This is a genomic window from Microbacterium sp. A93 (assembly GCF_051842835.1).
Genome location: NZ_JBPXMT010000003.1, coordinates 43028 through 67680 on the forward strand (window position 1 = coordinate 43028; position 24653 = coordinate 67680).

At 70.2% G+C, this 24653-nt stretch carries 26 protein-coding genes, 2 tRNA genes and 2 pseudogenes; 15 read left to right on the forward strand and 15 right to left on the reverse strand.

Features of this window, described 5'->3' with window-relative positions; all coding sequences use genetic code 11:
• Positions 1-29: 29 nt before the first annotated feature.
• Positions 30-788 (forward strand): hypothetical protein, encoded by a 759-nt coding sequence (locus ACSU1G_RS08275; protein WP_439279457.1) that lies wholly within the window; start codon positions 30-32, stop codon positions 786-788.
• Positions 789-832: 44 nt separating this feature from the next.
• Here ACSU1G_RS08275 and ACSU1G_RS08280 read toward each other — a convergent pair whose 3' ends face one another.
• Together ACSU1G_RS08280 and ACSU1G_RS08285 are read right to left on the reverse strand one after the other, a co-directional pair.
• Entirely contained in the window at positions 833-1183 is a 351-nt protein-coding gene (locus ACSU1G_RS08280) for a globin (protein ID WP_439279937.1), read from the reverse strand.
• A 270-nt stretch (positions 1184-1453) separates the two neighbouring features.
• Positions 1454-1843 (reverse strand): annotated as a pseudogene (locus ACSU1G_RS08285) (OsmC family protein); the annotation flags it as partial.
• A 70-nt stretch (positions 1844-1913) separates the two neighbouring features.
• Here ACSU1G_RS08285 and ACSU1G_RS08290 point away from each other — a divergent pair.
• The 4 genes from ACSU1G_RS08290 to ACSU1G_RS08305 are packed head-to-tail and all read left to right on the forward strand — an operon-like array spanning position 1914 to position 5025.
• Positions 1914-2450: a MogA/MoaB family molybdenum cofactor biosynthesis protein gene (locus tag ACSU1G_RS08290; RefSeq protein ID WP_439279458.1), complete on the forward strand. Its 537-nt coding sequence runs from the start codon at positions 1914-1916 to the stop codon at positions 2448-2450.
• Positions 2437-2895: a molybdenum cofactor biosynthesis protein MoaE gene (locus tag ACSU1G_RS08295; protein WP_439279459.1), complete on the forward strand. Its 459-nt coding sequence runs from the start codon at positions 2437-2439 to the stop codon at positions 2893-2895. Before ACSU1G_RS08290 ends, ACSU1G_RS08295 begins: the two co-directional genes overlap by 14 nt.
• Positions 2892-4082, forward strand: a complete 1191-nt coding sequence (gene moaA / locus ACSU1G_RS08300; RefSeq protein ID WP_439279460.1) for a GTP 3',8-cyclase MoaA — start codon at positions 2892-2894, stop codon at positions 4080-4082. Before ACSU1G_RS08295 ends, moaA begins: the two co-directional genes overlap by 4 nt.
• Before the next feature lie 49 nt (positions 4083-4131).
• Positions 4132-5025 (forward strand): SDR family oxidoreductase, encoded by an 894-nt coding sequence (locus tag ACSU1G_RS08305; RefSeq protein ID WP_439279461.1) that lies wholly within the window; start codon positions 4132-4134, stop codon positions 5023-5025.
• On the opposite strand, the gene ACSU1G_RS08310 is transcribed toward ACSU1G_RS08305, so the two are convergent.
• From ACSU1G_RS08310 to ACSU1G_RS08330, 5 genes are read right to left on the reverse strand one after another with little or no spacing between them, the layout of a single operon-like run.
• A complete protein-coding gene (locus tag ACSU1G_RS08310) occupies positions 4968-5207 on the reverse strand; it encodes a MoaD/ThiS family protein (RefSeq protein ID WP_439279462.1) in 240 nt (79 codons plus the stop codon). The genes ACSU1G_RS08305 and ACSU1G_RS08310 overlap by 58 nt on opposite strands.
• Positions 5204-6217, reverse strand: a complete 1014-nt coding sequence (locus ACSU1G_RS08315; protein WP_439279463.1) for an NTP transferase domain-containing protein — start codon at positions 6215-6217, stop codon at positions 5204-5206. Before ACSU1G_RS08315 ends, ACSU1G_RS08310 begins: the two co-directional genes overlap by 4 nt.
• The gene (gene moaC, locus ACSU1G_RS08320; protein WP_439279464.1) at positions 6210-6767 is read right to left on the reverse strand and encodes a cyclic pyranopterin monophosphate synthase MoaC; all 558 of its coding nucleotides are present in this window, start codon (positions 6765-6767) and stop codon (positions 6210-6212) included. The genes ACSU1G_RS08315 and moaC overlap by 8 nt, the downstream gene beginning before the upstream one ends.
• Positions 6767-8119 (reverse strand): molybdopterin molybdotransferase MoeA, encoded by a 1353-nt coding sequence (locus ACSU1G_RS08325; protein WP_439279465.1) that lies wholly within the window; start codon positions 8117-8119, stop codon positions 6767-6769. The genes moaC and ACSU1G_RS08325 overlap by 1 nt, the downstream gene beginning before the upstream one ends.
• Positions 8112-9311 carry a ThiF family adenylyltransferase gene (locus tag ACSU1G_RS08330; RefSeq protein WP_439279466.1) on the reverse strand — a complete coding sequence of 400 codons (1200 nt, stop codon included), beginning with the start codon at positions 9309-9311 and terminating at the stop codon, positions 8112-8114. The genes ACSU1G_RS08325 and ACSU1G_RS08330 overlap by 8 nt, the downstream gene beginning before the upstream one ends.
• Before the next feature lie 66 nt (positions 9312-9377).
• Between ACSU1G_RS08330 and fdhD the strand changes: the two genes are divergently transcribed.
• Positions 9378-10214: a formate dehydrogenase accessory sulfurtransferase FdhD gene (gene fdhD / locus ACSU1G_RS08335; protein WP_439279467.1), complete on the forward strand. Its 837-nt coding sequence runs from the start codon at positions 9378-9380 to the stop codon at positions 10212-10214.
• Here the strand turns inward: fdhD and pepN are convergent.
• Entirely contained in the window at positions 10211-12793 is a 2583-nt protein-coding gene (pepN, locus tag ACSU1G_RS08340) for an aminopeptidase N (protein WP_439279468.1), read from the reverse strand. The genes fdhD and pepN overlap by 4 nt on opposite strands.
• Before the next feature lie 152 nt (positions 12794-12945).
• Between pepN and ACSU1G_RS08345 the strand changes: the two genes are divergently transcribed.
• Both ACSU1G_RS08345 and ACSU1G_RS08350 read left to right on the forward strand, forming a co-directional pair.
• The gene (locus ACSU1G_RS08345; RefSeq protein ID WP_439279469.1) at positions 12946-13419 is read left to right on the forward strand and encodes a ribose-5-phosphate isomerase; all 474 of its coding nucleotides are present in this window, start codon (positions 12946-12948) and stop codon (positions 13417-13419) included.
• Between the two features lie 16 nt (positions 13420-13435).
• Complete coding sequence (locus ACSU1G_RS08350; protein ID WP_439279470.1) at positions 13436-14371, forward strand: Fpg/Nei family DNA glycosylase; 936 nt, start codon at positions 13436-13438, stop codon at positions 14369-14371.
• On the opposite strand, the gene ACSU1G_RS08355 is transcribed toward ACSU1G_RS08350, so the two are convergent.
• From ACSU1G_RS08355 to ACSU1G_RS08365, 3 genes are all read right to left on the reverse strand, one after another.
• Positions 14350-15006, reverse strand: coding sequence for an SRPBCC domain-containing protein (locus tag ACSU1G_RS08355; RefSeq protein WP_439279471.1), 657 nt, complete (start codon positions 15004-15006; stop codon positions 14350-14352). The genes ACSU1G_RS08350 and ACSU1G_RS08355 overlap by 22 nt on opposite strands.
• A 1-nt stretch (position 15007) precedes the next feature.
• Positions 15008-15421, reverse strand: coding sequence for an ArsR/SmtB family transcription factor (locus ACSU1G_RS08360; RefSeq protein WP_439279472.1), 414 nt, complete (start codon positions 15419-15421; stop codon positions 15008-15010).
• A gap of 233 nt (positions 15422-15654) precedes the next feature.
• Positions 15655-15728, reverse strand: a tRNA-Gly gene (locus tag ACSU1G_RS08365).
• 229 nt (positions 15729-15957) lie between these two features.
• Between ACSU1G_RS08365 and ACSU1G_RS08370 the strand changes: the two genes are divergently transcribed.
• From ACSU1G_RS08370 to ACSU1G_RS08400, 7 genes and pseudogenes are all read left to right on the forward strand, one after another.
• Positions 15958-16031, forward strand: a tRNA-Pro gene (locus tag ACSU1G_RS08370).
• A 111-nt stretch (positions 16032-16142) separates the two neighbouring features.
• Positions 16143-17552 (forward strand): annotated as a pseudogene (gene tig, locus ACSU1G_RS08375) (trigger factor); the annotation flags it as partial.
• Positions 17553-18157: 605 nt separating this feature from the next.
• Positions 18158-18754 carry an ATP-dependent Clp protease proteolytic subunit gene (locus ACSU1G_RS08380; protein WP_439279938.1) on the forward strand — a complete coding sequence of 199 codons (597 nt, stop codon included), beginning with the start codon at positions 18158-18160 and terminating at the stop codon, positions 18752-18754.
• Between the two features lie 67 nt (positions 18755-18821).
• Positions 18822-19490, forward strand: coding sequence for an ATP-dependent Clp protease proteolytic subunit (locus ACSU1G_RS08385; RefSeq protein ID WP_439279473.1), 669 nt, complete (start codon positions 18822-18824; stop codon positions 19488-19490).
• Between the two features lie 186 nt (positions 19491-19676).
• A complete protein-coding gene (gene clpX / locus ACSU1G_RS08390) occupies positions 19677-20990 on the forward strand; it encodes an ATP-dependent Clp protease ATP-binding subunit ClpX (protein ID WP_439279474.1) in 1314 nt (437 codons plus the stop codon).
• Between the two features lie 52 nt (positions 20991-21042).
• Positions 21043-21681, forward strand: a complete 639-nt coding sequence (locus tag ACSU1G_RS08395; RefSeq protein ID WP_439279475.1) for a mycothiol-dependent nitroreductase Rv2466c family protein — start codon at positions 21043-21045, stop codon at positions 21679-21681.
• A 122-nt stretch (positions 21682-21803) separates the two neighbouring features.
• Entirely contained in the window at positions 21804-22103 is a 300-nt protein-coding gene (locus ACSU1G_RS08400) for a hypothetical protein (protein WP_439279476.1), read from the forward strand.
• 57 nt (positions 22104-22160) lie between these two features.
• On the opposite strand, the gene ACSU1G_RS08405 is transcribed toward ACSU1G_RS08400, so the two are convergent.
• From ACSU1G_RS08405 to ACSU1G_RS08420, 4 genes are read right to left on the reverse strand one after another with little or no spacing between them, the layout of a single operon-like run.
• On the reverse strand, positions 22161-22517 hold the full coding sequence (locus tag ACSU1G_RS08405) for a DoxX family protein (protein ID WP_439279477.1): 357 nt from the start codon (positions 22515-22517) through the stop codon (positions 22161-22163).
• A 10-nt stretch (positions 22518-22527) separates the two neighbouring features.
• Positions 22528-22962: an ATP-binding protein gene (locus tag ACSU1G_RS08410; protein WP_439279478.1), complete on the reverse strand. Its 435-nt coding sequence runs from the start codon at positions 22960-22962 to the stop codon at positions 22528-22530.
• 4 nt (positions 22963-22966) lie between these two features.
• Positions 22967-23299 carry an STAS domain-containing protein gene (locus ACSU1G_RS08415; protein ID WP_439279479.1) on the reverse strand — a complete coding sequence of 111 codons (333 nt, stop codon included), beginning with the start codon at positions 23297-23299 and terminating at the stop codon, positions 22967-22969.
• Between the two features lie 47 nt (positions 23300-23346).
• Positions 23347-24453 (reverse strand): response regulator, encoded by a 1107-nt coding sequence (locus ACSU1G_RS08420; protein WP_439279480.1) that lies wholly within the window; start codon positions 24451-24453, stop codon positions 23347-23349.
• Positions 24454-24653: the final 200 nt, after the last annotated feature.

Here is a 24653-nt window from a genome sequence, read left to right on the forward strand (position 1 = left end):
TCCACCGGCCCGGTGGGACAATGGACACCATGTCACCGATGCCTTCCGAGCCGTCCCACCCCGCCCAGTCCTCCTCCGAGTCCCACACGGCGGCGGCCCCGGTGTTGGTCCTGGAGGACCGGGAGGCGGCCGTGGACCTGGAGCGGTTCGCCACGCGGGCCAAGCTGATGGCAGACACGGGTATGCGGCTGCAGGTGGCCGGGAACGTCCTGGCCTCCTGGGTCTCAGTGCTGCAGCCCCGAGGGCTGGGGGACCAGGTGCCCGTGGCGCTGGGCCTGCGGACCATCCGGCTGGTGGAGGGCCGGCAGGACGGCGTCGACGCCGTCTATGCCCTGTCCTCCGTGCTGGAGCGTCTGGCCCGCATGACGTCCACGGGCTCCTCCGCCTTCACCCTGCCGCCCGTGTCCGAGCAGGCCCCCTGGACGGCGGTGACGCCGCCCCGGTCCGGCTGGACCCCGGTGGCCACGGTTGAGGACGAGGAACTGCAGACGGTGGCCCGGGACGGCATCCGGGAACTCGCCGACGCCCTGCCCCAGGATCCGGGGGCCGCCATGGTGGCCCAGGCCCGCGCCGCCGTCTGGGGGCGCCTGCTGGGCGGGCCTACTGCGGATCCTGCTGATCCAGCTGAGGCCGGTGAGGGCTTTCTGCCCGCGGGGGCGGCCTTCGCCGCCCACGGGCTGGGATTCCTCACCCCCGGGGGTACGACGGCGGTGCACACCTCCGGCCCGTGGGTCCGCCTGTCCGGGCCGGCCGGCTTTGTGCTCTGCCGGCGTCCCCTGTTGCTCTGAACTGCAGCGCCTGTGTTGCTCTGAGCCGCACGGACGGGAACGGCTCAGCTGGAGTTGACCATCGAGTGGGCGGCACGTTCCAGGTAGTCCCAGAGGGTGCCCTCCAGCAGCGGTGGCAGCTGCAGGGAGTCCACGGCCGTGCGCATGTGCCGCAGCCAGGTGTCCCGGGCGGCGAAGTCGACCGTGTAGGGCACGTGGCGCATCCGCAGCCGCGGATGCCCGCGCTGCTCGCTGTAGGTCTTGGGGCCGCCCCAGTACTGCTCCAGGAACATCCGCAGCCGCTCCTCGGCCGGGCCCAGGTCCTCCTCCGGGTACATGGCGCGGAACTCGGGATCGCCGGCCACACCCTCGTAGAACACCCGGGCCAGCTTCACGAACGTCGCATGCCCGCCCACCTGGTCGTAGAAGGAGGCGTTCTCCGGCGGGGCCGGCGCGGGGGACTGAGCCGGAGGCCGGTGTCCGGTGGATGCGGTGGGGCGGTTCTCCAGCCCGGTCACGCGGCTGGGGGCCTTGCCCTGACGTGGTTTCAACACCGCGATGGGGGCGCCCAGGCGGCTGCCGAACTCCGGCAGGTTCCGGTTCTGCGGGCGGCGCACCTGCTGTGGCCGGATGGTGACCGGGAAGGAGACCGAGCGGGCGATGAAGCACTGTTCGTGGGCCGTCGCATGCAGCGCGTCCGCAGCATCACGCTGGTCCTCCTCGGCGAGCCAGATCTCGGGGTCCAGCGTCGCGGAGGTGACCCGGCCGCCGTCGTGGTCATGGGTCAACACGCATTCGGCGCGGACTGACGCGCCGGTGACCACCACCCCTGCCCGCGTGGCCGCCTGGAGATACGAGAGCAGGTGGCACTCCGCCAGCGCCGCCAGCAACAGCTGCTCGGGGTTCCAGCGTGACTCGGCCCCGTGGAAGGCTCGGGCGGCGGAACCGGCGAGTTCACCGGGGCCTTCGGCGCGTACCACCAGATCGCGGTCGTAGTCCTTGTACCCGGAGGTCCCGGTGCCCCGGTTTCCGGTCCATTCGGCGTGTAGGGAGAAGGTGTGGTCCACACCCCCCACGGTACCCGCCGGCCCGGTGCTGGCCGGACCGGACCCGCCACCCTAGACTCGAGGGACATCGGGAGGTTCCATGCCACACATCCACATCTTGACGGTCTCCGACCGCGCCCATGCAGGTCATGCACCGGATACCGCCGGCCCCCGGGCCTTGGAACTCGCCTCCGAGCACCTCCCGGAGTGGACGGCGGACGGGGCGGTCGTGCCGGACGGCATCGAGTCCGTGACCTCCGGTGTCCTCGCGGCGCGGGACCGCGGCGCGGACGTGGTGGTGACCCTCGGTGGCACGGGATCGTCCCCTCGGGACCTGACCCCCGAGGCCATGCAGACCCTGATCGGCACGGACCTGCCGGGCATCGCCGAGATGCTCCGCCGCGAAGGCGCCACCCAGACCCCTGCCGCCGCTCTCGGGCGCGGCCGGGCCGGCATCGTGGACCGCCCCGTGGCCGGAGCGGGCGGGGAGGGCACACCGCCGGCCGGCCGGCCGACCGTGGTCGTGAACCTGCCCGGTTCCCTCCGGGCCACTGACCAGGGGCTGCCGCTCATCGCCCCGCTCCTGGGCCATCTGATCGAACAACTCTCCGGAGGTGGTGACCATGCACGTCACTGAGCAGACGGAACGGGCCATGGTGGCCGGCCTCAGTGAGCGGCCGCTGGACGCCGCGGCCCTGGAGCAGTCCGTGACCTCACCCCGGTGCGGGGCGGCCCTGACCTTCACGGGAGTCGTGCGCAACCATGACCCCGAGGCCACCGGCACGGTGACGTCACTGGAGTACTCGGCCCACCCGGACGCCGGGAGCATCCTCGCCGGGATCGTGGAGCGGCACCGCCGGGGGGATGCAGCGCCGGCCGGGGAGGTGCGGATCGCCGCGGTCCACCGGATCGGTCTGCTCGACGTCGGCGACCTGGCTCTCGTGGTCTCGGTCGCCTCCGCGCACCGGGCCGCTGCCTTCGAGGTCTGCCGAGCGGTGGTCGAGGACATCAAGGCCGAGGTGCCCATCTGGAAGAAACAGCAGACGGCCGCCGGCACGTCCCACTGGGTGGGGTTGCCATGAGCTCGGTGGGCGTCACCCTGACCACCAGGACGGCCACGGGCATCGGCGCGGTGCCGGCCGGAGCCGATGCTGCCGCGAACCCTGCCGCAGACCCCGGCGACGGCCCCGAGGCCCGGCGGATCCTGCCCACGCGGGCCGAGCTGGCCGCAGTCGCGACGGCGTCGGCGTCTGACCAGCGCTCCGGCGCGGAGCGCCACCTGACGGACACCTTCGGCCGCGTCCACCGGGACCTCCGGGTGTCCCTGACGGACAAATGCTCCCTGCGCTGCACCTACTGCATGCCGGAGGACGCCGGTCCCTTCCTGCCCAAGGACCAGACCCTGTCTGCCGCCCAGATCGAGCGGCTCGTGCGGATCGCCGTGGACCACGGCATCACCGGGGTCCGGCTGACCGGTGGGGAGCCACTGCTCCGCGCCGACCTGGTGGACATCGTGGGCCGGGTGGCGGCGATCGAACTGCCCGGCGGCGGCACGCTGCCCGTGGCGATGACCACCAACGGCATCTCCCTGGACCGCCGGCTGCCCGCCCTACAGGAGGCCGGGCTGGGGCGCGTGAACATCTCCCTCGACACGCTCAAGCCGGAGAGGTTCCACCAGCTGACCCGCCGGGACCGGCACGCCGACGTCCTGGCCGGGATCGCGGCCGCCCGGGACTCCGGGCTGCGCCCGCTCAAACTCAACGCCGTGGCCATGCGGGGCGTGAACGATGAGGAGCTGGGTGATCTGGTGGCCTTCGCCGTCTCCCAGGACGCCCAGATGCGGTTCATCGAGCAGATGCCCCTGGACGCCGGCCACACCTGGAAGCGGGACCATCTCGTCTCCGGTGAGGAGATCCTCGAACGGCTCTCCGAGAGGTTCGAGCTGAGCGAGGTGCCGGGCCGCGGATCCTCGCCGGCGGCCCTGTACACCGTGGACGGCGGCCCCCACACCGTGGGCGTCATCGCCTCGGTCTCCAAGCCGTTCTGCGGTGACTGTGACCGCTTGCGCCTGACCGCTGACGGGCAGATGCGCAACTGCCTGTTCGCCCGGGAGGAGACGGACCTGCGGACCCTGCTGGGCGATTCCGCCACGGACGGTGACCTGGCCGCCGCCATGCAGCTGTCCGTTACGGCGAAGAAGGCCGGCCACGGCATCGATGATCCGGACTTCGTCCAGCCGGGACGCGGCATGAACGCGATCGGTGGCTGACGTCCCCGCCCCTCTGGTCGAAAGCCTTACCACCGGGTAACTTGTGCTCATGACCACATCACGGAGCAGGGGATACCCACTCGACGGGGCTCGCGTCCTGATCACGGGGGCCGGATCCGGCATCGGCCGGCTGATGGCGCTCGAGGCTGCCCGGCGCGGTGCCGAGGTCATCATCTGGGACCTGGACGATGCCGCGGCCCGGGGCACCGTGGCCGCGGTGACGGCGCAGGGCGGGACGGCCCGTTCCCTCCGGGTGGACGTGACGGACCGCCAGGCCGTCGCCCGGGCGGCCGATGAGACCGGAGCCGTGGACGTGGTCATCAACAATGCGGGCGTGGTGACCGGGGCGCGACTGCTGGACGCCTCGGAGGACTCGATTCAGCGGACCCTGGAGGTGAACGTGATGGCCCTGTTCTGGGTCACCAGGGCCTTCCTCGGTGGCATGATCTCGCGGGGGCGGGGCGCGGTGGTCACCGTGGCCAGTGCCGCCGGCTGGACCGGGGTGGCGCGGCAGACCGACTACTCGGCCAGCAAGTGGGCTGCCATCGGTTTCACGGAATCCCTGCGTCACGAACTGCGGGCCGATGGCCACCCGATCAACACCTTGGTGGTGTGTCCCTACTACATCGACACCGGCATGTTCGACGGTGTGCAGACCCGGTACCCGGCGCTGCTGCCGATCCTGAAGCCCGAGCAGGTGGCGCGCTCAGTGATCTCAGCCCTGGAGGCCGGCCGCCAGCAACTCGTGATGCCGCCCCTGGTGCGTTGGGTGCCGGCCTTGAGGATCCTGCCGGTCAGGATCTTCGACCGGATCCTGGACACCCTGGGCGTGAACCAGACCATGGACCATTTCACCGGCCGAACTGCCGTCCGAACCGGCGGGGATCAGCCGCCGGCGAAGGGCGGCAGCACGTCAACGAGTGAGTCCTCCGCGACCGGGTGATCGTCGCCCGCCGCCCGGACGCCGTCCACGAGGAGTGAGCAACGGGTGATGACCTGCTCCGCGCTGACCCCGTGGCCGGCGGTCAGCGCCGCCCGCAACTCGCCGGCGGTGGCGGCCTGAAGCTCCAGTTCGGTGGCACCGAGGATGTCGGCGGCCCCGGCGAAGAGTCGTACGCGGGTCATGGTCGTTCTCCTTCTGTGCGCTCTGTGCGCTCGGTGCGCTCTGTGGACCGGTACCCCAGGGCGAGCTTCTGGATACGTGCCGAGAGCCGTTCAACGAGAGAGACCGTCTCGGCCGCGTCCGCAGGGGTGTCCTGTCCCGCGGCCAGGGCTTGTCCCACGGCGATGCCGATCAGGTAGGTGGTGGTCGGTGCCCCGGGACGGATGACCCCGTGGGCGACGTCCCGGGCCACATCCAACAGCGGACCGGGCACCACCACGGACGGCGGCAGGCCCAGCTCACGGACCACTGTGCGCAGCCAGGGATCCAGACCGGGGATGCCAGAGGCGGTGGCGGCTTGGACGCCGTCGGGTGCGGGGTCACCGTCCCGCAGGCGGGACCGGACCAGCTCGAGGTCTTCCGGGGTGTCCATGTCCGCCCAGAGTCCCGGAGCGTCGGCGGGTTCGGGCACTTCGGACAGGTCGAGTCCGGCGACCCGTTCCCGCACCCGGCCCGAGGTGGCCGCAGCGGCGGCTCCGGAGTCCGCGGTGGAGTCGCGGCGGAGGGCTGCGGCACGGAAGAGGGCGGTGAGGTGCTGACGGTGGCCCTCGGCATCCACGGCCACGAGGCCGTCGTGTCCGGCGTCCAGCCCGTCGGCAGCCTGGACGAGGAGGGCGGCGGCCGCCCAGGGGTCGGCGAGGTCGCAGGGCAGCACGAGCACGAACTCCGCCGAGACCTGTTCCAGCGCTGCGTCCAGGGCGGGGACCGGCCCGGAGCGGGGAGGATCCTCGCGGACGAACACCACGTCCGCCGCGTCCGCCACGGTGGCCGCCGGGGTGGCATGAGGGGAGGGGGCGGACGGGTCGGGGGCATCACCGGCCACCACCAGCTGGGTGGCACCGGCGGAGCGGGCCGCGTCAAGGGTCCGTGCCAGCAGGGTCTCGCCGTCCCGCAGGGCGAGGGAGGCCTTGTCCCGGCCCATCCGGCGCGAGGCGCCGCCGGCCAGGATGATGGCCGCCAGGGAGTCAACCACGCAGGCCCCGCTCGCCCCGGCGCCAGGTCCCCGAGCGTCCGCCGGTCTTCTCCAGCAGCTTGACCCCGGTGAGCTCCACGGACCGGTCCAGCCCTTTGACCATGTCCACCATGGCCAGCCCGGCCACGGAGGCCGCGGTCATGGCCTCCATCTCCACCCCGGTGCGGTCCGCGGTCCGGGTGGTGGCGATGATCCGGATCCGGTCCGTGCCGACCTCGAAGTCCACCGTGGCCCCGTGCACGCCGATCACGTGTGCCAGCGGCAGCAGCTCCGCGCAGCGTTTGGCCCCCTGGATGCCGGCGATCCTGGCCACCGCCCAGACGTCGCCCTTGGGCACGGTCCCGCCGGTCAGGGCCTCCAACACCGCCGGCGCCACGAGTACGGTCGCCTCGGCCGTGGCGCTGCGGATCGTGGGGGTCTTCGCGGTGACGTCCACCATCCGGGCGGAGCCGTCCCCGGACAGGTGGGTGAAGCCGTCCGCGCCGCCGGCGTCCAGGGGTGCGGCCTGCCGTGCGTTCTGCGGCGCGTCGGACGGTGGGATGGTGCTCATCAGGACTCCAGAGGTCGGTAGAGGACGGTGTCCCCGCTGGACACCTCGAGGGTCTCGGCGGGGACGCGGACCAGGCCGGTGGCCCGTGCCAGGCGCCCGGCCAGGTGGGAGCCGGAGCCGCGCTCGGTGGCCTGCGCCACGCGGAGCGGCTCGCCGGGGCCGGAGACCACGCGGGCGGGGACATACTGTTCGCGGCGGGGTGGGGACCGCCAGCCCTCCGCCGCGGTGGCCGGGTACCAGGTGGGCGCGGTGGTGGCGCGGCCCTGCATGCCGAGCAGCCCCGCCTCCACGAAGACCAGATAGGACACCCAGGCGCTCACCGGGTTGCCCGGCAGCGACCACACGGGCCGGCCGTCGGGCAGCAGCCCGAAGCCCTGCGGTTTGCCGGGCTGGACGGAGACCCGATCGAAGCGCACGGCCGGGTCCTGCGGGGCCGAGGGACCGGCGTCGTGCTCCGGCTCCGTCCTCGTCCCGGCTGCCGCGTCCAGGGGGACGCCGCCGCCCGATCCGGGGGCCAGCACCAGGCGGGCCACATCATGGGCGCCCACACTGGCGCCGCCCGTGACGATGACGGCGTCCGAATCGTCAGCGGTCTGTGCCAGCACGGCCCGGAGCTCCGCGGGATCGTCTGAGACCCGGGCCCGGTGGATGACGTCGGTGCCGGTGGCCTGCACGAGGGCCGCGAGCAGGATGCTGTTGGAGTCCGGGATCTGGCCGCGTTGCACGGGGTGGCCCGGGGCCACCAGCTCGGAGCCGGTGGCCACGACCACCACGCGCGGCACGCGCCGGACCGAGACCTGCGGGATGCCGGCCGCGGCCAGGGCCGCCACCCGCTGGGGCGCCAGGGGTTCGCCGGCGGTGGCGATCACGTGCCCGGCGCGCACGTCCTCGCCGCTGCGGCGGATGTGCCGCCCGGCCTGGACCGGCCGGCCCAGGTCCACGGAGGCGGGGGTGGCGGATCCCGCGGTGGGGGCGGTCGGATCCCAGCCCACGGTGTCCTCCACGGGCACGACGGCGTCCGCGTCGCTGGGCAGGGGGGCTCCGGTCATGATGGCGGCGGTCTGGCCCGGGGCGAGCGCGGGGTCGGCCTCGGTGCCGGCCGGCAGTTCCGTCAGGACGGTCAGCCGGACGGGGGCCGCGGCGGTGGCGGAGGCGGTGTCGGCCGAGCGCACCGCGTAGCCGTCCATGGCCGAGTTGTCCCACGGGGGCAGGTCCAGGGTGGCGATCGCGTCCGCGGCGAGCGTGCGGCCCGCGGCCCGGGTGATGGACACGTCCTCCGCGGGCAGGAGGGGGACGAGGCCGAGGATGCGCCGGCGGTGCTCCTCGACACTGAGATACCGGAATTCAGTCATGGTGCGCTCCGGTGCTGGTGCTGGTGCTGGTGGCGGGGAGTGTGGCGGGCAGCCCGCCGTCCAGGTAGCCCGCCACCGGCCACCCGAGGGACGCCAGGTGACGGGCTGCGGTGGCGCTGCGCGGTCCGGAGGCGCAGAACGGCAACAGGGTGGCGCCGGAGGCCTGCACGGCGGCCAGTGGGTGGCCCGTGGGTAGGGCGGCCGTGGGACCGGCGGACAGCCGTAGCAACAGGTCGAGCGGCAGCTGGACGGCTCCGTCCGGTCCGGGGCGGTCACGGGACTCCTCGGGCCGGCGGACGTCGAGCCAGACGCACTGCGGGTCGCCCGCGGCCTCGGCCGGGGCCACGGGGCCGGTGCCGTTGCTGTGGCCGACCACAGCGTGACCGGCGGCCCCCCGGGGGAGGTGGGCGGCCGGCGTCGTGCCCGGGGTGGTGCCGCCGGCGGCGGGGATGGCCGCGAGCGGGATCTCGGAGGTGGTGCCGGCGAGGCCGTCGATGAGCAGCAGGCGGCCGAGCAGCGGCGTGCCGGTGCCCAGGATGAGTTTGACGGCCTCCAGTGCCATGAAGGAGCCGGTGATCCCGACGACGGCCCCCAGCACCCCGGCCTCGGCGCAGCCGGGGGCGGCATGGGTGGCGGCGCTGTCCTCGAAGACATCGGTGAGCACGGTCGCGGGGAGTCCGGAGTCTGCCGGCGGGGCCGACCAGAAGACGGTGACCTGGGCGTTCCACTGCATGAGTGCGCCGTAGACCACGGGGCGGCCGAGGGCGGTGGCCGCGCGGTGGACGATGAACCGGGTGGTGAAGGAGTCGCTGCCGTCCAGGATGACGTCCGCCCCGGCCAGCAGGTCCCGGGCATTGGCGTCGGTGAGGCGCACGGTGTGCGGGACCACCGTGGTCTCGGGGGAGAGGCGCCGGGCAGCGGCCACGGCGCCGTCGGTCTTGAGCTGTCCGAGGGTGTCCACACCGTGCAGGGTCTGACGGTTGAGGTTGCTCAGCTCCACCGTGTCGTCGTCGATCACGTGGACGGTGCCGATCCCGGCGGCCGCCAGGTACTGGATCACGGGGGAGCCGAGGCCTCCGGCGCCCACCACGGCCACGGTGGCTCGCGCCAGCAGTTCCTGGCCGGAATCGCCGATCTGGGGCAGGGTCCGCTGACGGACCGTGCGGTCAGCGGCCACGTGGGGGGTGGACATGCTCCAACCTTAGTCGGGGTGCACTCGGAGTTTCCGCCGGGGGCGGAGAGCAGAGATGATGGATGCATGAGCAGGAGTGAATCGCGGATCCGGGTGGTCCGAGTCAAAGCGGGTGAGCGGGAGGCACGGGCGGATGTGCTCGCCGCCGAGGAACCGCTGGAGATCCGGGTCAACGGACGCCGGCTGGCCGTGACGATGCGGACCCCCACGGAGGACTTCTCCCTGGCCGTCGGCTTCCTGCTGAGCGAGGGGCTGATCGGCGCTGCGGACGAGGTGCACTCCGTGCGGTACTGCGGCCGCGACTTCGGCCCCGCTGCCGAGGAGACGGACAACACCGTGGACGTGGTGCTGCGTCCGGGGGTGGCCGCCCCGGCACCGGAGATGGAACGCCAGGTGCTGATGACCAGCGCCTGCGGACTGTGCGGTCGGACCAGCATCGAGAACGTGCGCACCCAGTCCCGGTTCCCCGTGGACGGGGATCCGATGCGGGTCACCGAGTCCTTCGTCCTGCAGATGCCGGAGACCTTGCGGGAGCGCCAGAAGGTCTTCGACCGTACCGGCGGCCTGCACGCGGCCGGTCTCTTCGACACGGTCAGTGGGGAGCTGGTGGCGGTGCGGGAGGACGTGGGCCGGCACAACGCCGTGGACAAGGTCCTGGGCTGGGCCCTGCTGCAGGGGATGCTGCCCTTGGCCGGACACGCCCTGATGGTCTCCGGCCGGGCCAGCTTCGAGCTGACCCAGAAGGCCATGATGGCCGGGGTGCCGATGCTCGCCTCGGTCTCCGCGCCGTCATCCCTGGCGGTGGACCTGGCCCGGGAGACCGGTATGACGCTCGCCGGCTTCGTCCGCGGAGACCGCTTCGTCATCTACGCCGGCGAGCACCGAATCCTCCCCGACCCCTAACCCGCTGCATCAGCCTTCCGGGCGGCCAGGGCGCGGACCATCTCGTCGCGGGCCTCGGCCACGGTGCGGGACAGTGCCGGCTGCTTCTGCTGGGACCGTTCCACCAGGGCCTGGGCTGCGTCGATCGTCGCGGCGGACACCTGCGCGCCCGGGAAGAGTCCGATCGCCGCGGATTCGGCCATCTCGTGCGAGCGGGAGGCCCACAGCCCTTCCACCGCCGAGAAGTACTCGGCGGCGAACGGTGCCAGCAGCGCCGGATCGTGTACCCGGTTGAACCCCAGCAGCACGTTGCGCTGCGTCATGTTGGACAGCGAGCCGGACACCACCTGGTCCCAGGCGGTCCGCTTGGCCTCGGCCGTGGCCACGGCGGCCCGCGCCTGGGTGGCGGCCAGCGCACCGGTGGCGGTGGCGTCGCCCGCCTCGGCTGCGGCGATCTCGGCCTCGCCGGCGCGAGAGCCGGCCACGAGCCCGGTGAGCATCTCCCACTTCAGATCCGTGTTCAGGTCGAGACCGGCGAGCACCTCGGTGCCCGTGTGCAGGCCCGCCAGGGTGTCCAGCTGCCCGGCGGTGCGGGCGTGCAGGGCGAAGGCCTTGAGGAACTGCAGCTGGTTGTCCGAACCGGCCTCGGCGGCACGGGCCATCTCCAGCAACCGATCAGCAGCCTCCTCGCGCAGCCGGGCGGCGTGCTCCGGCGCGGCGTACTGGCCCAGCGCGGTGGCCAACTGGCGCAACAGCGTCTGCACCACGGAGGAATCACGCTCCTGGCCGATGTTCGCCAGCAGCAGCTCGACGAACCAGCCGGCGGTGGCCTCGGCATCCCGCACGGTGTCCCACGCGGCACCCCACAACAGGGTGCGCGGCAGGGAATCCGCCACGTCCTTCAGGTGGGTGGACACGTAGGCCCAGGACGCGCCGTCGAGGCGGATCTTGGCGTAGGCCAGGTCGTCGTCATTGGGCAGGATGACGTCCGGGCGGGGCTTCCCGGCGGCCTCGGTGACCTCGGTGACCTCACCGGCCACGTCCAGCTCGAAGCGCTCGGTGCGCACCAGTTTCCCGGAGCCGTCGGCAGAGTAGAACCCCACGGCCATGCGGTGCGGGCGCAGGATGTCGTCCCCGTGCTGTCCGAGGGTGCCGTCCGGCGCGGACTGGCGCAGGCGCAGGGAGGTGATCGGGCCGGCGTCGGGCCCCTCCACCTCGACCGCGAGGGTGTTCACACCCGAGGTCTCCAGCCACAGCCGCGTCCACTCGGACAGGTCCCGGCCGGAGGAGGTCTCCAGCTCACGCATCAGGTCCGGCAGCTCGGTGTTGGACCAGGCGTGCTTGCCGAAGTAGGCGCGCACCCCGGCCATGAAGTTCTCCTGGCCCACCCAGGCCACGAGCTGACGCAGCACGGAGGCGCCCTTGGCGTAGGTGATGCCGTCGAAGTTCACGAGCACGTCATCCAGGTCCCGGATCTCGGCCTTGATCGGGTGCGTGGTGGTGAGCTGGTCCTGACGGTAGGCCCAGTTCTTCTCCATGGAGGAGAAGGTGGTCCAGGCGCCGGTGTAGCGGGTGTTCTCGGCGGCGGAGAGGGTGGACATGAACTCGGCGAAGGACTCGTTGAGCCACAGGTCGTTCCACCACCGCATGGTCACCAGGTCGCCGAACCACATGTGGGCCAGCTCGTGCAGGATGGTGATGGCCCGGCGTTCCACCATGGCCTCGGTGACGGTGGAGCGGAAGACGTAGCTCTCCAGGAAGGTCACGGCACCGGCGTTCTCCATGGCCCCGGCGTTGAACTCGGGCACGAAGAGCTGGTCGTACTTCTCGAAGGGGTACGGGGTGCCGAACTGGGCCTCGTAGAACTCGAAGCCCTGGCGGGTCAGCTCGAAGATGTTCTCGGCGTCCAGGTACTCGAACAGGGAGGCCCGGCAGTAGGCGCCCAGGGGGATCGTCCGGCCGTCCGAGCTCGTCAGCTCGGAGTGGGTGGACCGGTACGGTCCGGCGATCAGCGCGGTGATGTAGGAGGAGATGACCGGGGTGGGCTTGAAGGCCCAGGTCGCCATTCCCTCCCGCCCGGCACCGGCCGGCAGCGGCTGCGGGGTGGGGGAGTTGGAGACCACGGCCCAGTGATCCGGCGCGGTCACGGTGAAGGCGAAGGTGGCCTTCAGGTCCGGCTGCTCGAACACGGTGAACATGCGGCGGGAGTCCGGGACCTCGAACTGCGAGTAGAGATAGGTCTCCGAATCCACGGGGTCCACGAACCGGTGCAGTCCCTCGCCGGTGTTCATGTAGTCGGCCAGGCCGTCCACCACCAGGACGTTCTGGGCGGCCAGGGGTCCGATGGTGATCCGGGTGCCGTCGAAGGCCCCGGCGTCCAGGACCTCGCCGTTGAGGGTCATGGCCGGGGTCTGGGTGGAGACGAAGTCGATGAAGGTGCTGGTGCCCACCGCGTCCGCCGAGGCGGAGAAGGTGACCGTGGTGGCCGAGCCGAAGTGATCGCCCTGGAGCGTCAGGTCCAGCTCGACCGCGTAGGAGCTGACGGACAGGGCCGCGGCGCGCTCGGCGGCCTCGGTGCGGGTGATGTTCAGAGTGGGCACGGGGCCTCCGTTTGTGAAGCGAATGCTGGATATCGGACCATTGTGCCACCGGCCACACCGTCTGCGGTAGTGCGGGGCAGCCGCCGGTAGGCTGGCGTGCGGTCCCGACCGTACTTCACCGGACACCTCACCCCGGATACAGGAGCAGATCCATGCGCGTGCACATCGCCACCGACCACGCCGGCCTCGAGCTGAGCGCCCACCTCATCAGGCATCTGGGTGCCAAAGGACACGAGATGGTGGACCACGGCCCGCAGTCCTATGACGCGCAGGACGACTACCCGGCCTTCTGCATCAATGCCGCCGCCGCCGTGGTGGTGGACCAGCAGTCGGGGGTGGAGGCCCTCGGGATCGTGCTCGGCGGCTCGGGCAACGGCGAACAGATCGCCGCCAACAAGGTCCGCGGCATCCGCGCTGCCCTGGCCTGGAGCCAGGACACCGCTCGACTGGCCCGCGAACACAACGATGCCAACGTCATCGCCGTCGGCGGCCGGCAGCACTCCCTCGCCGAGGCCACCGAGATCGTCGAGGCCTTCCTGAGCACCGGGTTCTCCGGGGAGGAGCGCCACGTGCGCCGCATCGGCAAGATCGCCCACTTCGAGCAGACCCGCGAAGTCCTTGCCTGACCGGGGGGCTGTATAGATGCCTGAGGGCCATTCGATCCACCGTCTGGCCCGGCAGCTCGCCGACGTCTTCGCCGGTCAGCGCCTCCACGTGAGCTCCCCGCAGGGCCGCTTCGAGGCCGGCGCGCGACTGCTGGACGGCCAGGTGCTGCGCGGCACCCGGGCGCACGGCAAGCACCTCTTCCTCGAGTTCGGCGAAGCCGGGTCCCCGCCCGGCGGCACCGAGCGGGTGCTGCGCATCCATCTCGGGCTGTACGGCGCCTTCAGCTTCGGCGGCGACGAGACCTTCCGCGGCGCCTCCAGCATTGGGGCGCCGCGGAGGATGGGGGAGACGGAGGTGCCCGACGACGGCCCCGCCCCCGATTATGCCGGCCCACCGGATCCGGTGGGACAGGTCCGGGTCCGGCTGGTCTCGGAGCACGGCTGGGCGGACCTGCGCGGCCCCAGCGCCTGCGAGGTGATCCCGGTCCCGGAGGCGGCGGCCGTCATCGACCGTCTCGGGCCGGACCCCCTGGTACCCGGCACCGGGCCGGAGCAGTTCCTGGAGCGGGTCTCCCGCCGGGGCGTGGCACTCGGGCAACTGTTGATGGACCAGGCCGTGCTGGCCGGCGTCGGGAACATCTACCGCGCCGAGGTTCTGTTCCGTCAGGGACTCGACCCGTACCTGACCGGCCGCCGGCTGTCGCCTCAGGCGGGGACGGACCTGTGGGAGGACCTCGTGGTCCTGATGGGCCACGGCGTGCGGGACGGCAGGATCATCACCACCCGCCCCGAGCACCGTGCGGTGGTGGACGAGGCGGGGGAACCGGTGCCCGTGTGGCCGGAGAACGCCTATTACGTCTACCAGCGGGACGGGCTGGCCTGCCGGGTCTGTGGGACGGTCGTGCGGATGGCTGCCATGCAGGCCCGGAAGCTGTACTGGTGTCCGGGATGTCAGCCGCCGGCGCCGGTGTAGAAGCCGTACGTCGCGTCTGCGGCACGGCCGGCCGTCTCGGGATCCGTCCCGGCGGCCACCTGTGCCGCCGCCCAACCGTCGGCGGCACCGCGGTAGAAGCGCATTCCCTCCTCGGTGATGGCCCAGGCCTCGGCCTCCTGCGGGGAGAGCGAGCCCTCCGTGGCCCCCAGGTGCAGGCCCAGTCCGAGCAGCCCGCCGTCCCAGCCCACGCCGGTGGCGCCGGGCCCGTAGGTCTCCCACATCCCGGCCGGCAGGTCCCCGGCCCGGGCCACGTGTTCCAGCACGAGCCGGGTGGCCTCGCCCTCGGCGGCCAAGCTGTTGGTCACCCAGGTGACCCCGCCGCCGAACTCCCAGGTGACCCGGTAGCCGGCGGAGCCGTCCGCCGGCGGGGTGCACTCCAACACCGTGCCGCCGGCGTTGCCCTCGAACTGGTAGCGGCCGCCGGGCCGAAGGTCACCGCTGACCGGAAGGAACCAGCGGGCGATGCGGTCGGCCGTGGTGACGGCCTCCCACACGTCCTCGAGGTCGGCCGGGTACGTCTGTTCCAGGGTCTGGACGTGCGAGGGCTCGCCGTCCCGGTCCTCCAGGCTGAGACCGCGGGTGACCGCGGCCAGTTGGCTTTGAACATCGACCATGTCAGTACTCCTTTGGAAGGGTTGTCTCTGTAGTTGGCGGAGTTGGGGGTGTTGGGGGCATCGGTGGTGCGGCGGCCTCCTCCGCGGCGATCCGGCGCTGGCGCTTGCCGCGGGCCAGCTCCGTGCCCAGGGCGTCCAGCTTCGGAGCGAAGAACCTCTCGAAGGGGCTGAGCCATTCGCTGGCCTGGCGTGGACCGCTCGGATCCACGGCATAGAGCCGGCGCGTGCCCTCGGGGCGGACGGTGGCGAATCCCTGCTCGCGCAGCACCCTCAGGTGCTGGGAGACCGCCGGCTGGCTGATGCCGAACTCGGACTGGACCACGGAGCCCACCCCACCGGCACTGAGTTCGCCCTCTGCGAGCAGCTCCAGGATGCGGCGCCGCACCGGATCACCCAAGACGTCGAGAGCGTGCATGGGCCAAGTATTGCATCGGCACTTATATAAGCCAAGGGTTTATAAATAACTGCAGGCCTGATGCAGGCCTGATGCGGGCCGGCGTCCGACGCGGCTTCTGACGCGGGGTCGGACACGGATTGGGGCGGTCCGCCGCGGGGCCGGCTGAGGGGGCGCAGTGCGGCGTGGGGGCCTGCCGTGGCCCCCGTTAACACCACAAGCCCCGGCCGAGGCCGGGGCTTGTGGTGGTGCGGTGGAGGGGATGACGGGAATCGAACCCGCGTAGCCAGTTTGGAAGACTGGGGCTCTACCATTGAGCTACATCCCCACAGCGTTGATGATCCTATCAAGCTGTCCGGTCGGGCCGCAAAATCCTGTTCGTCCGGCGCGGCGTCACGGCGGACAAGTGCTCTCGGCGGACGTCTCGGCAGGGACTCGAGGGGCCCGTCGGCAGGGCTGCCGGTGGCTGTGGCGAGGCTTGAATGTCGTCGGGATGCGGAGTATGGCGCGTCCAATGCGTACACTGGTCTCTGGTCAGAAATGGCCAGGGCCGTCTGCGGGGTGTAGCTCAGCTTGGTAGAGCGCGCGCTTTGGGAGCGTGAGGCCGCAGGTTCAAATCCTGTCACCCCGACGTCATGGTCTCCCCCTCTTGCCAGGGGGAGGCCTGATTCACCGGATGCCCGACGGCCGGGCCCATCCGTGCCCCTATACACGAGACGATCGATCCACACAGGAGTCCCACGTGGTCAAGAGCACCGCAGAAAACCTCAGCCCGACCCGGGTCAAGCTGGACGTCGAGGTCCCCTTCGAGGACCTCAAGCCGCGCCTGGACCAGGCCTACAAGACCGTGGCCAACCAGATCCAGGTCCCAGGCTTCCGCAAGGGCAAGGTTCCTGCGCGCATCATCGACCAGCGCGTCGGCCGCGGCTACGTGGTGGAGACGGCCGTCAACGAGGGCCTCAACGACTTCTACCAGGAAGCCCTGACGCAGACCGAGACGACGCCGATGTCTCGCCCCGAGGTCGAGGTCACCTCGATGCCGGGTGTGGACGGCCAGGCCGAGGGGCCGCTGACGTTCAGCGTGGAGCTGGACATCCGCCCGGAGATCGAGCTGCCCGACTACAAGGGCCTCAAGGTCACCGTGGAGCCTGCCGCCGCCTCGGAGGAGGACGAGCAGAAGGCCCTGGACGAACTGCGGTCCCGCTTCGGTACCCTCAAGGCCGTCGAACGTCCCGCCGCGAAGGACGACTTCGTCACCCTCACCCTGACGGCCACCGTCGATGATGAGCAGGTCGACCACGCCGAGGACCTCTCCTACCAGGTGGGCGCCGGGACGATGCTCGACGGCATGGACGAGGCCCTTGAAGGGCTGTCTGCCGGCGAAGACGCCGTCTTCGAGACCACGCTGGCCGGTGGCGAGCACTCGGGCGCGAAGGCCACCGTCAAGGTGGTGCTCGGCGCCGTCAAGGAGCGCGAGCTGCCCGAGGCTGATGACGACTTCGCCCAGCTGGCCTCCGAGTTCGACACGATCGACGAGCTCAAGGCAGACCTCAAGGAGAAGGCCTCTGAGGGAGCCGTCACCGGTCAGGGCATCGAGGCCCGTGACAAGGTGCTCGAGGAGCTCGTGAAGCTGGTTGAGGTCCCGGTCCCGGATTCGGTCGTCGCCGAGCAGATGGAGCAGCACTTCTCCGGGCAGGGTCACTCCGAGGGCGATGAGCACGACACCGAGGAGCACCGCGCCGAGGTGGAGGGCAATGCCCGCGAGGCCTTCCGGAACGAGATCATCCTCGACAAGATCGCCGACGCCGAAGAGGTCGGCGTGGATCAGGGCGAGCTGATCGAGTACATCATCTCCACGTCCCAGCAGTACGGCATGGATCCGAACCAGTTCGCGCAGATGCTGGACCAGGCCGGCCAGGTCCCGATGATCATGGGCGAGGTGCGCCGTCGCAAGGCCCTGGCCAAGGTCCTTGAATACGCCGTGGTCACCGACACCGCGGGCAACACCGTGGACCTGAGCTCCTTCGTCACCCCGGGTGGTGACGACTCGGCTGAGTCCGCCGAGTCCGCGGACTCTGCCGATTCCGCAGACTCAGCTGATTCCGCAGACTCAGCTGCTTCGGCCGACTCTGCTGATTCCCCGGCGGAGGCCGTAGAGAAGGCCCCGGCGAAGAAGGCTCCCGCCAAGAAGGCCCCGGCGAAGAAGGCTCCGGCCAAGAAGGCCACCGAGGCCGAGGCCGCTGACGCTGATGCCGACAAGGCTCCGGCCAAGAAGGCCCCCGCCAAGAAGGCCCCGGCGAAGAAGGCTCCGGCCAAGAAGGCCACCGAGGCCGAGGCAGCTGATGCTGACGCCGACAAGGCTCCGGCGAAGAAGGCCCCCGCCAAGAAGGCCCCGGCCAAGAAGGCCCCGGCCAAGAAGGCCACCGAGGAGCAGGCCGACTCGGCCAAGTGACCTCTCAGGGCCTCTGACGAGTGTCCGACCGCCCGGGCCCCGCCACGGATCATCCGTGGTGGGGCCCGGGCGTTCTGCTGTCCGGTGGCGGCTCGGTCCGCTGACAGCGCATCCCGGTCCGCTGGCAGCGCATCCATCCACGCCAACAGCGAACAGTCGGGCCGGAAGGGGCACAGGGCCGCCCGGGGACAGTAGTCTCGATCCAAGATCAATGCCTTCGGCGCACCTCCTGGTGCCAACGGAGCATGAGAAGTCCATCTGAAGGAAGGCAGGGCGTCATGTCCGCATCGTCCACTGCTCCCCGTATGGCGTCGGTAGATCCGGCGGCCCGCGAGGACTACATCTACAACCGTCTGCTCAAGGAACGCATCATCTGGCTGGGTTCCGAGGTCATGGATGAGAACGCCAACGCCATCTGCTCGCAGATGCTCCTGCTCTCCGCCGAGGACCCGGACAAGGACATCTACCTCTACATCAACTCCCCGGGTGGGTCCATCACCGCGGGCATGGCGATCTACGACACCATGAAGTACATCCCGAATGATGTGGTGACCGTGGCCACCGGCATGGCCGCCTCCATGGGTCAGTTCCTGCTGTCCTCGGGCACCCCGGGCAAGCGATACGCCACTCCGCACGCCCGCATCCTGATGCACCAGCCCTCCGGCGGCATCGGCGGCACCGAATCGGACATCCGCATCCAGGCACAGCTGATCCTGCACATGAAGCAGGTTATGGCCGAGCTCACCGCCGAGCAGACCGGACAGACGGTGGACACCATCCTCAAGGACAATGAGCGGGACAAGTGGTTCACCGCTCCGGAGGGCCTGGCCTACGGGTTCTTCGACCACATCGCCGAACGTGCCGGCACCGTGTCCGGCGGCGGGGGCGTGGACAACTCCTGATCCGGCCCACGCCGTCCCAGGACCGTCCATCCCAGCTCACAGACCTTTCGCCCAGGAGAAACCAGACATGAACCAGTTCCCCGTCGGAATGCCCTCCGCTGCCGGCCAGCCGGCCCCGGGCAACCGCTACGTCCTGCCCCAGTTCGAGGAGCGCACGCCGTACGGCTTCAAGCGCAACGACCCGTACGCCAAGCTGTTCGAGGACCGCATCGTGTTCCTCGGTTCGCAGGTGGACGACGTCTCCGCGGATGACATCATGGCCCAGCTGCTCGTGCTGGAGTCGATGGACTCGGAGCGGGACATCACCCTGTACATCAACTCCCCGGGTGGTTCGTTCACCGCCATGACGGCGATCTACGACACCATGCAGTTTGTGCGTCCGGAGATCCAGACCGTGTGCCTCGGCCAGGCGGCCTCGGCTGCTGCCGTCCTGCTGGCCGCCGGTGCACCGGGCAAACGCCTGGCCCTGCCGAACGCCCGCGTCCTGATCCATCAGCCCTCCATGGGCGGGGACCGGGGCACCGCCACGGATCTGCAGATCCACGCGGAGGAGTTGCTGCGCATCCGTACCTGGATGGAGGAGATCCTCGCCGGTCATACCAACAAGACGGCGGAGCAGATCCGCCATGACATCGACCGGGACAAGTTCCTCTCGGCCCAGGGGGCCAAGGACTACGGCCTCGTGGACGAGGTCCTGGAATCGCGCAAGATCACGCGTCCCCAGCTCTCCAACTGACCGATACCCCCAGGGCTTCGGCCCGTTCAGACCACGACGGCGGCGCGCACCTCGACATGACACGTCATGTCCGGTGGGTGCCGCCGTTGCGGTCCAGTACCTTAACGTGTCCACCCCCTAAGCTGGAATGGCACGACCTTGGGCAGTTACGTCTGGCCGCCCGACCCCTATCGAGGAGATACCCGCATGGCCCGCATCGGTGAGAGCGCCGACCTGCTGAAGTGCTCGTTCTGTGGAAAGAGCCAGAAGCAGGTCCGGAAACTGATCGCCGGTCCCGGCGTCTACATCTGCGACGAGTGCATCGAGCTGTGCAACGAGATCATCGAGGAGGAGCTCTCCGAGGTCGCGGAGACCGCCGAGATCGAGTTGCCCAAGCCGAAGGAGATCTACGACTTCCTGGAGGAGTACGTGATCGGGCAGTCGGAGGCGAAGCGTTCGCTCGCCGTGGCGGTCTACAACCACTACAAGCGGATCCGCTCGGGGCAGCAGCCGGCCCAGTCGAAGAGTGAGTCGTTCGCAGACCGCTCCGGAGAGGAGGTGGACGAACTGGCGGATGTCGAGGTCGGCAAGTCGAACATCCTCCTCGTGGGTCCCACCGGCTCCGGCAAGACGTACCTCGCCCAGACCCTGGCCCGGAAGCTCAACGTCCCGTTCGCCGTGGCAGATGCGACCTCCCTGACGGAGGCCGGTTACGTGGGCGAGGATGTGGAGAACATCCTGCTCAAGCTCATCCAGTCCGCCGACTATGACGTGAAGAAGGCGGAGCAGGGCATCATCTACATCGACGAGATCGACAAGATCTCGCGGAAGTCCGAGAATCCCTCGATCACCCGGGACGTCTCCGGTGAGGGCGTCCAGCAGGCCTTGCTGAAGATCCTGGAGGGCACCACCGCTGCTGTTCCGCCGCAGGGTGGCCGCAAGCACCCGCATCAGGAGTTCCTCCAGATCGACACCTCGAACGTGCTGTTCATCGTGGCCGGCGCCTTCGCCGGGCTGGATGAGATCATCTCCTCCCGCGCGGGTTCCAAGGGCATCGGTTTCGGAGCCCCCCTGAATACCATCGGCAAGCGGGACGTCTCCTACTCGGACGTGCGGCCGGAGGACCTGCTGAAGTTCGGTCTGATCCCCGAGTTCATCGGCCGTCTGCCGGTCATCACCACGGTGGACAACCTGGACCATGCCCAGCTGATCAGCATCCTCACCACACCGAAGAACGCCCTCGTGAAGCAATATCAGAAGATGTTCCTCATGGACGGCGTCGAGCTGCAGTTCGATGACGAGGCCCTGGATGCCATGGTCGAGCAGGCCGAGGAGCGGGGGACCGGTGCCCGCGGTCTGCGCTCCATCATGGAGGCGGTGCTCAAGCCGGTCATGTTCGACCTGCCGTCCCGCGAGGACATCGCCACCGTGGTCATCACCGGGGACGTGGTCCGGGAGGGCGCTGAGGCCACGCTGATCTCCCGTGAGGTGCAGCGCAAGCGCCGCACCAAATCCGCCTGACTCCGCCTGAACCCATCCGGCCTGAACGTATCCACCCCTTCTGGAGGAAACCGTGACTGAAACCACTGGCACCGCCACGTCCGCTGAGACCGAGACCGTCGACTTCTGGTTCGACTCCGTGTGTCCGTTCGCCTGGATCACGTCCCGGTGGATGCTGGAGGTGGAGAAGGTCCGCCCCGTGACGGTGAACTGGCACATCATGTCCCTGTCCGTCCTCAACGAGGAGCAGGACATCGATGAGGGCTACCGGGAGATGATGGACCGCGCCTGGCTGCCCGCCCGCGCCGCCACCCAGGTGAGGGAACGTCATGGCAACGGTGCGGTGGGCCGGTACTACACCGCGGTCGGTACTCGCATCCACAACGAGGGCCAGAAGGACTACGAGGTCGCCGTCCGCGGCGCCCTGGAGGAGCTGGGGTTCGAGACCGACGAGATCCTCGCCGCGGCGCGGACCGATGTCCTGGATGCGACGCTGCGTGCCTCGCATCAGGAGGGCATCGACCAGGTCGGCCATGACGTGGGCACCCCCGTGGTGGCCCTCAACGGCACCGCGTTCTTCGGTCCGGTCATGACCCGCATCCCGCGCGGCGAGGAGGCGGGCCGGATCTTCGATGCGACCGTGACCCTGGCCGGATACCCGTACTTCTATGAGATCAAGCGTTCCCGGACGACGCGCCCCCAGTTCGACTGAGCCTTCGGCCTGCGGGCGTGCCATGGGCGTATCGGGTCTTGAACCTGACGCACTCCCTGTCTATCCTCGGGTGGTGACAGCGCAGTGATGCGTGCCTCTCCACTGAACGGGATGACATGAAGATGACCACGAGGTTGTTCTCTGCCGGTGCATCCCTCCTCCTGGCGGCCGGGGCCCTCACAGGACTCGCCGGACCGGCCCAGGCCGACACCGTGATCAAACGGACGATCATCGCCGGCCTGAGCCTCAAGCACTGCCAAGGCAGCATTGAGGACGTCAACGAGGAGACCAACAGGATCAACGGCCGGTACATGACGGTCACCAGGTCCTGCTACAAGTTGGCCACACCGGAGAACTGGCAGGGCCAGCGGGTCACCCACAAGGCCGAGGTGGCCATCTGGCGGACCAACATCCCGCGGTGACCCGCTGCCGTTCCGACTGGCGGGGCTGCGTCCGTCAGTGCCCGGCGGCGATGTCTGTCAGTGCCCGGCGGCGATCCGTCCGGCCGCGGCGATCATCGGGATCTGGAGCGGCAGCCGCGCCCACGTGATGGCCCGGACCCTCGGTGAGGCGTTCCGGGCGCGGTAGGCATGGTAGAAATTCCCGGGCCACACGGCCAGGAAGAGCAGCTGAGCGGCCCGGCCACCCGCGCGTCGGGTCCCCGGGACGGCGAGCAGGCCGGCCACGGCCAACTCGGCCACCCCGGAACCGTACGTCCAGGTCCGGGCTGAGCCGGGGAGCGCACGGGGGATGAGCCCGTCGAACGCCCGGGGCGTGGCGAAATGCAGTGCTCCCATGCCCGCAAGCGCGGTGGCCATCAGTACCGGTCTGCTCATGCCACCCAACCTACACGCCGGTCTGCCGCCACAACCGCCAGACGTTGGTGGGGCCGACCCGTTCGAAGCCCAGGGTCACCAGGGTGCGGATCAGGGCCAGGCCCCGTCCTGATTCGGTCAGGCACTGCTGGGCGGCGTCCATGATCGCCTCGTCGCAGGCGCGCGTCCGCTCGGCCAGGAGTGGGGGAGTGGCAGCGCCGTACTCGACGATCGTGGCCTGCAGGGTCGAGGTGCGGGCATCGAGCTCCACGCCGACCTCCAGCGGCCCCGGGCCGGCCACGCCGTGTTGGATGGTGTTGCTGACGGTCTCGATCACGGCCAGGTCAAAGGCCATGCGGTCCGGGAACGGCACGTGGTCGGCGCAACGCCAGAGCCGTTCAAGCTGATCTAGGACCACGTCGACGGTCTGCGGCTCGGCCGGGAGCCGGAAGGCGAGCGTTGACATCGGGTCAACCTGCAGGGAATGCCGACACGGCATCGGGATAGGGCGTCAGGACGCGATCCATGCTGGTCAGCTGGAGGACCATCAGCACCTGCGGCGGAACATTGGCGATGCGGAGGTCTCCGCTGGCCTGGCGGGCCAGCTTCAGGCAGCTGATGAGGGCACCCAGTCCGGAGGAGTCCATGAACTCCGTCTGGCCGAGTTCCACCACGATCTGCCGTGAGCCTGCTCCGATCTCGGTGGCGACCACGTCCTTGAGTTTCGGGGCGGCCACCATGTTGAGCCGGCCCTCGCCCTTTACCTCCGTATAGGTGTCATGCCTTTCCACGGTGAACTGCATCGGGGTGTTTCCTTTCGTCCGGAGGTGTACCGGGTGGGGTGGGGAGATCAAGGGAGGAGTTCACGATGGCGTCGGACCACCACGGCCGTGACGTCGTCGTGCTCCGGATCGCCCTGGGCCAATCGGGCGAGGTCGTCCGCGACGCCCTGGGCGGACGTGTTGGCGAGGACGAGCGCCGACATGGCGGCCCAGGTGCCCTCGAGGTCGCCGACGGCGTCGAGGACACCGTCGGAGACCACGATCAGGGATTCACCCGGGAGCAGGTCGGCACGTTGTGCCTCCCACCGGTCCTCGAACCAGAGCCCCACGGGGGGACCACCCGGTTCGAGCCGGCGGATCCCGCCGTCCGCGGACACGATGGCCGCGATCCCGTGTCCGGCGTCCACATAGGACAGCCGCCCGCTGGTCGGGTTCATGCGGAGGGTGAAGACGGTGGAGAAGGAGCCGGAGCTCTGCAGGGCGCTGGACAGGGCCGCCGCGGCGTGGTTGAAGGCATGGGTCAGGCCCGGCATCAGGGCCACGGAGCGGAAGGTGGCCCGGACGGAGGCCGCGATCATGGCGGCGCCCATGCCCTTGCCCATCGCGTCGGCCAGGGTGAGGTGCAGCTGGCCGGACTCGACGTACCAGTCGTAGAGGTCGCCACCGACCAGCCGGGACGGCTGGAAGGTCGCCGCCACGTCATAACCGGGCAGATCCGGCGGGGCGTCCGGGAGCAGCCCGCGCTGGACCTCGACGGCCCGCTCGCGCTCGGACTGCTCGGGGGCGGAGTCCGTGATGCGGGGGCGGCGGAACAGGGCCGCCACCCGGGCCCGGAGCTCCCGGGTGCTGAACGGCTTGCTCAGGTAGTCGTCCGCGCCCGCCTCAAGACCGGCCAGTTTGTCCGTCTCGGTGGACCGGGCCGAGATCATCACCACGTAGGCGTTGGAGTGCTCCCGCAACCGCCGGCACACCTCCAGACCGTCCAGGCCCGGCAACTGGACGTCCAGGGTGACCAGATCCGGTTCAACCGTCTGGACGAGTTCGATGGCCTGGCTGCCCGTCGGGGCCTCGGTCACGGTGAAGCCCTCCTTGTTCAGGGTGTGGACGAGCAGACTGCGGATATCCTCGTCGTCCTCGACCACGAGGGCATGACGGAGGGTGGTGGGTGGCGCCATGTGTCATCGAACTCCCATGAAGTGGTGCGGAGACTGAGCGGTGGATGACGGGCGTGGAGGGGGATGGAACGCCAGCCATCTGGTACGTGCTTTATCAGTACGGTGCAAGCAACTTTTTACCCCGGGCGTCACTGGGGCCCGAAAAAGACCTGAGGGCCACCCGGAACCCATCGGTTCCGGATGGCCCTCAGGCGGTGTCC